A 6,467-nucleotide genomic window follows, 5' to 3' on the forward strand; every position below is an offset into this window, starting at 1 on the left:
AAAAGGTAATAATTACCGTTTGGTGGTAGCCGTGAAGTTCACGCCGAAACTGGTATATATCCGTTTTGTGGGGACGCACGATGAGTATATGAAGATTGACGTTTCAAACATATAGGTTATGGCACAGATAAAGGACAAAAAACAGTACGATGCAATTATGGCAAGGATTGATGAACTTTTCTTTGCCACCGATGAAAACACTCCCAAAGACGACAAGCGACTGCTTGAACTTGACGTTCTTTCAGCGATGGCGGAGGAATATGAACAGGAGCATTATCCTATTCAGACTCCTTCATTGTCGAATACCATCGTGGCGAGAATGAATGAACGTAACTACTCACAGAAAGAGCTCGCATCCCTGCTTGGAATATCCGCGCCGAGGTTATGCGACATCATTGGCGGCAAGAAAACTCCAACTTATGATCAGGCAAGAATAATCTCGAAGAAACTTGACATTGATCCATCTATTGTATTAGCTCTATGAAAAAGAAAAAGAACTTCCGAATCTCTCAAGATGATTTCATCTTGGCTAACCGGAGGGCTGCAAGAGAAGAGGAAATTCAGGCGCACGGGAAGCAGGTCATATTCAGACACGTTTAAAAAAACAGCCATGAAGATGACTTTGGGCAGTATGGGACAGGGACGGAATCGGATGCTGACAAGCATGTCGGTTTTCTCTGTCGTTGCTTTTGTCGTCGCGATGACCACGCAGGGTTGCTCATGCAACAATAGCAGCACTAAAGTCCCGATGGTTCAGGAGGTGGTGGAATCAAATCCCATATTTGACAGGCTCGCTGACGACATGGTCCTTGTCGAGACGGACACCGGAAGCTTCTATATATGCAAGTATGAGGTCACTCAGGGGCTGTGGAAGGAAGTGATGGGCGACAATCCGTCGGAGATGCAAGGCGATGACCTTCCTGTGGAGCAGGTCAGCTGGGAAGACTGTCAGACGTTCGTCAGCAAGCTGGGGGAAATGACTGGAAGGAATTACCGTCTACCTTACGAAGTGGAATGGGAGTATGCTTGCCGTGGCGGAAAGCTTTCGGCAGGCTACAGATACTCGGGCAGCGATAATATTGACGAGGTCGCATGGTATGATGGGAACAGCGGGGGAAAGACTCACCCTGTCGGACAGAAAAAGCCGAATGAACTTGGACTTTATGACATGAGCGGAAACGTCTGGGAATTGTGCCAGGACATGCATGGCTCCGAAGGTATGTGCCGTGGAGGCAGCTGGATTCACAATGCCAGGAACTGTGACCCTTCATTACCCAACGAGACACCGCGTTCGTTCAAGATCAACTGCCTTGGGGTGCGTCTCGCTCTTTAGATGAAACGATATAGACAAAAATAGCAAATGAAAAGAATAGCAGCAGTTATGATGTTCATGTGTGCGCTGGTGGCGTGCACACCGAATGTGGATGACATTCAGTTTATCCGTGAGATGTATGAGAATACTCTGTACGAGGACTACGGATTCCTCGAGAGGTCTTGTTCGGAGGACCTTCTGACAAAGCTCGCCGAGGCTTACGACTACGACGGGGAAGGGTATGCGGTGTGGAAATTCCGCAGCGGCGCGCAAGATGGACCGAGCGACGAGCACACTGTGCTCAGCATCGAAGATGAAGGTGACGGATGGTACAAGTACACGGCTTTGGACATGGGCATAACCTTCCGAAAAAGGATCAAGATCTCACACTCGGGTCGAAGGACCATGATTGAGGACATCGCCGAAGACAATGGGCTCATCGCACCGCTGCCTTCGGGCCTTGATTTGGACGACCTGCAGGACTGCACCGTGCCGGTGGCATTCACTTCTGATGATTTCCGCTGGATGGGAGGCAAGCTGATGATGACTGTGTACAGCAAAGACCTTTACGACGCGGTCGAAATCTCGCAGATGCAGGTGGGTGACACTCTCATCTACACAGGCGAGCCTATGGTCATAGAGACGATAGAGGAGGTGCGTGGTGGTCTGGACATCAACGGCGGCATAGACAATGGTGGCTGCTGCCTTGCAGGTTATGAGGGAGGCACTTACGTTGCCCGCGACTGGGACGACCACGCTACCTACACCAAGTTGGGAAAGGCTGAGGTTGCGCTTGCCGATGACTTCGTGATAGTCGACTGCGGAGAGTTCCCTGATGATCCTGCCACCACTATTCGTTCCGGACAGAAACTCTATCTCGAATCACTCAAGGGAAGCCGCAGGGAGTTCTTTTCTCTGAACACCCTTGTCACGATTGAGAACGGCATGATAGCAGAAATTAACCGCAGGTGGATTCCATAAGGAACCGAGGGCTTATCATAAATGCTTTTTGCAGAGCATGGTGCTTCCGCAACAATTTTTGGGACGCTAAAATCGTGTGATGAAGGTTGTACCATGTCCTTCCTTGCTGCTTACGATGATGTCAGCATTGTGAAGGGTCAGGATGCGCTGGACCATGGTCATACCTATACCGTGTCCATTGTTCTCGTATGATGAGCCTCTATAGAACATAGTGAAGATATTCTTCTGCACCTCTCGTGTCATGCCAATGCCCTTGTCTGCAAATGAAATCTCCAACCTGTCACCAGTGTGAATGGTAACGTCTGATTGGTGGTCTGCGGAGAACTTGCAGTTGTTTTCGATGAGATTCCTGAAGGCAAGTGCAAGCAGGTATCGGTTTGCCGTGACACACACCTGATCGTCGCTCTGCGGTTCTTCCGCGAACGCGATGTTGATATGGTAGTCCGGCTTTGCTCGCAGAAGGTTTTCACGCACATCCATCAGCAGTTCGTCAACACGGACAGGTTCCATCTTTATCTGCGAAGCATCGTATTCTGCTCGGGCCATGTTCAGCAGTCCGATTACGATCTCAGACATTCTGTTGCTGTCTTCAAGCGCCCTCTCGATGCGCTCCTGGTAGTCTTCCGCTGTTCTTTCCTTCTGCAGTGCCAGACCCAGTTCACCCATAATGGCGGCGAGGGGAGTGCGGAGTTCGTGCGAAACGTTGCTCACGAACATCTTTTGCGATACAAGCGCTCTTTCTATAGGGCGTATGGTCATGTTGGCAAGATAATAGCCCACTGCCAACATCAGCAGGATGGAAATGACGAAGATCAGCAGCAGAGTGCGGCGCAGAGATGCCATATTTGCTTCTCCATAGCCGTCGTGCGCCGCGGCTGTCACCACATATTTGTCCTTGTACAGGATCCCCACTGCCTGATAGCCGCTTCCCACGGGAATGTCCAGCTCCCCTTTGGCGATAATGTCGCTTATCATGTCAGCGGTCTCCTTCACGATGTCATGTTGGGCTGCGTCATGGTAGAGCATCTCGAAGTCCTTGGTATAGACCGCCACTTCCACTTCGTTGATGAACTGGGTGTTGTTCAGATAGATGTGCTGCATGGTCTGGGCATCGACCTTGTCTTCGAGGTATAGGTTTGCCTTGGTGATGGCTTCGGAGCGCAGTGTGTTGCAGAAGGAGGTATGACGTGCCTTGTCGCTGGTCAGATAGATGATCACCAGCGAGCAGAGTAACACTGCCGACATCACGGCAGTGTACTTGAGCGTAAGTATAACCCTGTTATCCCTCATCACTCAGCATGAAGCCCACGCCAGGTTTCGTGTGGATAAGCTTTACCGCAAAGTCCTTGTCCACCTTACGACGCAGGTAGTTTATGTAGACATCAATGAAATTGGTTCCGGTGTCGAAGTGGGTGTTCCAGACCTTGTCCTGGATATCTAAGCGGCTGACCACTCTTCCGGCATTCTCCATGAGGTATTGCAGAAGCGAGAACTCCTTAGGCGTAAGCTTGATTTCTTTACCCGCCCGGGCACATTCGTGGCGGTCGGTGTCCATGACCAGATCAGATACTTGGAGGATTTTGGCCTGGTGGGTGAGGTCAGTATTATGCGCAGCCGACCTTTTCAGCAAGGCGCCAATCCTGGCTATGAGCTCCCTGAAGTCGAACGGTTTGGTCATGTAATCATCTGCTCCGGCATCAAAGCCCTCAAGCTTGTCATCGGTCGTGCCAAGCGCAGTCAGCATCAGTACGGGGATATCCGGATGCTCAACGCGGAGCTTTTTACACAATTCGAGCCCGCTCATCCCTGGGAGAATGATGTCACTGACGACAAGATCAATGGCATTGCCGCTGTTTACAAGACGCAACGCCATCTCTGCATCGTAAGACAAAAGCACCTGATAACCGGCCTCTTCAATACCACTGAGGAGCAGTGTGGCCAGTCTGCGGTCGTCCTCTATGACAAGAATGGTTCCCATGAAAACAAAGTTACATATAATACCTGGCAATGAGGCTTGCATGGTATTAGAATTCAATTAAAATTGCTCTAATGAACTTCTAATACGACTCTAATCTTTCTCTAACGGCTGTTCTGATGTCGCAGCTCTACCTTCGCTGCCGTAAACATAAAACTATCGTCAGCCATGAAAAAGATCTTCAATTTCAAGAAAAGCCCCATGACGAGGGCTGTTTATGACAGCGAGTATGCACGCTACATCTCAAGAATGACGACCGACAGCGTGTTCGGACTCTTGAACCCACACACTGATGGCCTTAATGGTCAGCAGATAGACGATCTGCGTCGAAAACATGGACCGAATGTAGTGGAACATGAAGAGAAGACCAACCCGGTGAAGCTCTTCGTTTCCGCATTCATCAATCCGTTCGTTGGTGTACTCACGGCACTTATCATCATATCATTCGTGCTTGATGTGATTCTCGCAGGACCGGGTGAACAGGACTGGACCACAATAATCATCATCTCCACCATGGTTCTTGCTTCTGCAATCCTGCGTTTCGTACAGGAACTCAAGGCAAACAGGAGCAGTGATGCGCTTCTGAAGATGGTCACCAATACCTGCTATGTGGAAAGACCACTTGTTGGCAGTGGGGAGATTCCTGTAGAGGAACTCGTTCCAGGTGACATTGTCCTTCTCAGTGCAGGTGACATGATTCCTGCTGATGTCAGGATACTTGAAACAAAGGATTTCTTCGTAAGCCAGTCTTCTCTTACCGGAGAGAGTGAAGGAATCGAGAAGCTTCCCGTATGTGATGGGGACGAAGGCAGCGTAGTGGATCTTGATAACCTTGCGTTCATGGGTTCTACCGTTGTCAGTGGCAAGGCTAAAGGTATAGTCTTCGCGACGGGGAACCGCACCTATCTCGGCTCGATTGCCAAGAGCATTGCCGGCCACAGGGCAGAGACAGCCTTCGACAAGGGTATCACAAAGGTACCTCTTCTCCTTATCAGGTTCATGCTCGTGATGGTGCCTTTCGTATTCATGGTGAACGGCTTCACCAAGGGCGACTGGCTCGAGGCATTCATCTTCGCAGTCAGTGTGGCTGTGGGTCTCACTCCGGAGATGCTCCCGATGATCGTGACCGCCAATCTTGCGAAAGGCGCGGTGAAGATGTCCAAGAAGAAGGTAGTCGTAAAGGATCTCAACGCAATCCAGAATTTTGGTGCCATGAACATCCTCTGCACAGACAAGACCGGAACTCTTACTCGCGACAAGGTCGTACTCGTGAAGTCCATCAACGCAGACGGCAGCCAGGATCTCTCACGCCGCATCCTCAGACATGCATTCTTCAACAGCTTTTTCTCCACTGGTATCAAAAACCTTATGGACAAGGCCATCATCGAGCATGTGAACGATAATGGCAAGGCGCTTGACGTCGTGGTTGAGAACTACACAAAGATTGACGAGATTCCATTCGATTTCACCCGCAGAAGAATGTCAGTTGTGGTCGAGGACAACTCCGGCAAGCGCCAGATCATCACGAAGGGTGCAGTCGAGGAGATGATCAGCATCTGCACTTCATGTGAACTTGAGGGTAAGGTCATTCCTATGTCCGACGAGATTCGCACCAAGGCACTCGGCATCGTTCATGACATGAACAATCAGGGTATGCGAGTGCTGGCGGTTGCTCAGAAATCGTTCCTTGACAAAGCCGGAGAGTTTGAGGTGGATGACGAGATGGACATGGTACTCATAGGCTACCTCGCATTCCTCGACCCACCGAAGGAATCAGCTGCTGAGGCGATCAGGCAGTTGCATGAAGCGGGCATTGAGGTCAAGGTACTCAGCGGCGACAATGACGCTGTGGTCAGCACAATCTCGCAGCAGGTCGGGATTGAGCACAATGGATGCATTACCGGACCGGTGTTTGAACTGATGTCGGGCGATCAGAAGCGCACAGCCGTGAAGAACAACCGTGTGTTCGCGAAGCTCACACCGCACCAGAAGACAGAGGTCATTCAACTGCTCCAGGAGCAGGACAACACAGTCGGTTTCCTCGGCGACGGCATCAATGATGCGGCAGCGCTCCGTCAGTCCGATATCGGCATCAGCGTGGATTCTGCCGTTGACATTGCCAAGGAAAGCGCAGATATCATTCTCCTTGAGAAGGATCTTATGGTACTTGAAGATGGTGTTCTTGCGGGACGCGAGACC

7 protein-coding genes are annotated in these 6,467 nt (G+C 50.5%); 5 read left to right on the forward strand and 2 right to left on the reverse strand.

Going from position 1 to position 6,467, the window contains the following annotated elements; genetic code table 11:
* The 4 genes from AC06ND_RS02110 to AC06ND_RS02125 all read left to right on the forward strand — a co-directional run.
* Positions 1–115: type II toxin-antitoxin system HigB family toxin (locus tag AC06ND_RS02110; RefSeq protein ID WP_475677350.1), on the forward strand; the 115-nt coding region annotated here is incomplete at its 5' end.
* A 3-nt stretch (positions 116–118) separates the two neighbouring features.
* Positions 119–484: a helix-turn-helix domain-containing protein gene (locus tag AC06ND_RS02115; RefSeq protein WP_475677344.1), complete on the forward strand. Its 366-nt coding sequence runs from the start codon at positions 119–121 to the stop codon at positions 482–484.
* Positions 485–664: 180 nt separating this feature from the next.
* A complete protein-coding gene (locus AC06ND_RS02120; protein WP_475677345.1) occupies positions 665–1,333 on the forward strand; it encodes a formylglycine-generating enzyme family protein in 669 nt (222 codons plus the stop codon).
* 27 nt (positions 1,334–1,360) lie between these two features.
* Positions 1,361–2,293 (forward strand): hypothetical protein, encoded by a 933-nt coding sequence (locus AC06ND_RS02125; protein WP_475677346.1) that lies wholly within the window; start codon positions 1,361–1,363, stop codon positions 2,291–2,293.
* 66 nt (positions 2,294–2,359) lie between these two features.
* Here the strand turns inward: AC06ND_RS02125 and AC06ND_RS02130 are convergent, their stop codons facing one another.
* Positions 2,360–3,538: a sensor histidine kinase gene (locus tag AC06ND_RS02130; RefSeq protein ID WP_475677347.1), complete on the reverse strand. Its 1,179-nt coding sequence runs from the start codon at positions 3,536–3,538 to the stop codon at positions 2,360–2,362.
* A gap of 34 nt (positions 3,539–3,572) precedes the next feature.
* Positions 3,573–4,271: a response regulator transcription factor gene (locus AC06ND_RS02135; RefSeq protein WP_475677348.1), complete on the reverse strand. Its 699-nt coding sequence runs from the start codon at positions 4,269–4,271 to the stop codon at positions 3,573–3,575.
* A 165-nt stretch (positions 4,272–4,436) separates the two neighbouring features.
* On the opposite strand from AC06ND_RS02135, the gene mgtA reads away from it, so the two are divergent.
* A partial coding sequence (mgtA, locus tag AC06ND_RS02140) for a magnesium-translocating P-type ATPase (RefSeq protein WP_475677349.1) occupies positions 4,437–6,467 on the forward strand: 2,031 nt, incomplete at its 3' end.

This window comes from Candidatus Cryptobacteroides sp. (genome assembly GCF_056207615.1).

Bases quoted from the DNA above. Each gene is read 5' to 3' on its own strand.
- AC06ND_RS02120 (WP_475677345.1), top strand. From the start codon at position 665: ATGTCGGTTTTCTCTGTCGTTGCTTTTGTCGTCGCGATGACCACGCAG.
- AC06ND_RS02115 (WP_475677344.1), top strand. From the start codon at position 119: ATGGCACAGATAAAGGACAAAAAACAGTACGATGCAATTATGGCAAGG.
- AC06ND_RS02135 (WP_475677348.1), bottom strand. From the start codon at position 4,271: ATGGGAACCATTCTTGTCATAGAGGACGACCGCAGACTGGCCACACTG.
- AC06ND_RS02130 (WP_475677347.1), bottom strand. From the start codon at position 3,538: ATGTCGGCAGTGTTACTCTGCTCGCTGGTGATCATCTATCTGACCAGC.
- AC06ND_RS02125 (WP_475677346.1), top strand. From the start codon at position 1,361: ATGAAAAGAATAGCAGCAGTTATGATGTTCATGTGTGCGCTGGTGGCG.